This window comes from Anoxybacillus sp. J5B_2022, assembly GCF_026847645.1.
GTDB lineage: Bacteria > Bacillota > Bacilli > Bacillales > Anoxybacillaceae > Anoxybacteroides.
In genome coordinates this window covers 1-1,391 of record NZ_JAPSMC010000143.1, presented here as the reverse complement: position 1 = coordinate 1,391, position 1,391 = coordinate 1, and the positions used below count along the sequence as shown (strand labels likewise).

The following is a 1,391-nucleotide window of genomic DNA, read 5'->3' as shown; positions in this document are numbered from 1 at the left end:
AACAACACTTTTTCCATCGTCCTTCTTATGAGCTGTATCAACAAGCGATTGTATACGCACCGCCAAACCAAAAAGAAACAGTGAAACAAGAATTGTACGATTGGCTCGAAAGCCATCCTGTGCACGCTTTCATCAAAGCGAAAATTGACTACACTGAAGGAAATAACGAAGCGCTGCTTCACTATGTGACAAAGCGTCCGCGCGCTTTTGATTATTCCAGCCCATCAACATATGAACGGTATTTGAACAAGCACTACCCACTTGAAATGATTGCATACTATAAACGAATCGTCGAAGCGTTGCTTGCGGAAAGAAAGCGTTCCGCCTATCGACGCGCCATTGGATTTATTAAAGAAATCGAGCATATATATACGAACATTCTCAAAGAGCCGAACAAATGGGACTTCTATTTTCAAAGTTTTATCGCTCCGCATCAACAGCGTCTCCCTGCCTTTTTAGATGAGTGGAAGAAGCATTGGGATTAGGATTAGAAAGTGGTTGCTAAGGCGGTGCATATTCGCACCGCCTATTTTTGTCCAACAATTGCTTTCGTAAACTCAGTAAAGTCTGTTAAATGGCTGTCGAGTATTTTTTGTAAAATGGTCAAATTCAGTTCTTGATAGTCATGCACGGCGATATTGCGAAATCCGACCATCGCTTTCATTTTTTGCGATAGGGATGGAGAGATGATGCCGTGTTGTTCTAAAAGAGTAAAAGCATCTCGGCTTGTTTGTGGAAGTCCGAGCTTTTTTTGCGCGACGATGTGCATTGCTAAGTCAATGCTCGCTTCACACGCTCGTTGAAGATTGAGGACAATGGAATCTTGCTTTGTGTAGTTCTCCAAATGTTTTGGATTGTTTTCGTATTCTTCCTGAATACGCTTCAGACACCGTTCAACCACACTTACTTTATTTAAGATGACATCATTAATCATAAACCGACCCACTTTCAGCAATGTTTCGCAAAATTTCTGCTCGTTCTTCGTTTAGCTTCGCATACATTTTCAGAATTCGCCATTCGTACTCCGCTTTTTTTTGTTCGTCTGCACAATAGATGGCTTTGCCGCTACTGACGATTTGTGCTTGAAAAACGGTGCTCGCTTGCTTTAAATCGATGAGGTCAACGTCTCGTTGTAATCGCTCTGCCGATTGTTGTGCAAGCATAAAGCGTTCATAATGATCCAACGATCGTTTATCGCTTAAGAAAGCAATATCTATATCGCTATCGGGACGAACGTGTCCTGTTGCTGCTGAGCCGAACAAATAAATAACATATGGGGAGACTGCATCTTTTAACATTTCGACTATGATTTGTTCCATTTGTTCCGTCATGCCACCATTCCTCCTATTTCCAATTATATTATTTTCGTTTGTGCCTGTCACCTGTCGAAA

General features: G+C 41.6%; 3 protein-coding genes. 1 reads left to right on the top strand and 2 read right to left on the bottom strand.

The window, feature by feature from the left end; translation table 11 throughout:
* Nucleotides 1-485, top strand: a 485-nt coding sequence (locus M4I42_RS16855; RefSeq protein WP_268853187.1) for a hypothetical protein, incomplete at its 5' end; no start/stop codon positions are given.
* 41 nt (nt 486-526) lie between these two features.
* Here M4I42_RS16855 and hepT read toward each other — a convergent pair.
* The gene (gene hepT, locus M4I42_RS16850; RefSeq protein ID WP_042896001.1) at nt 527-934 is read right to left on the bottom strand and encodes a type VII toxin-antitoxin system HepT family RNase toxin; all 408 of its coding nucleotides are present in this window, start codon (nt 932-934) and stop codon (nt 527-529) included.
* Complete coding sequence (gene mntA / locus M4I42_RS16845; RefSeq protein WP_268853186.1) at nt 927-1,331, bottom strand: type VII toxin-antitoxin system MntA family adenylyltransferase antitoxin; 405 nt, start codon at nt 1,329-1,331, stop codon at nt 927-929. Before mntA ends, hepT begins: the two co-directional genes overlap by 8 nt.
* Nucleotides 1,332-1,391: the final 60 nt, after the last annotated feature.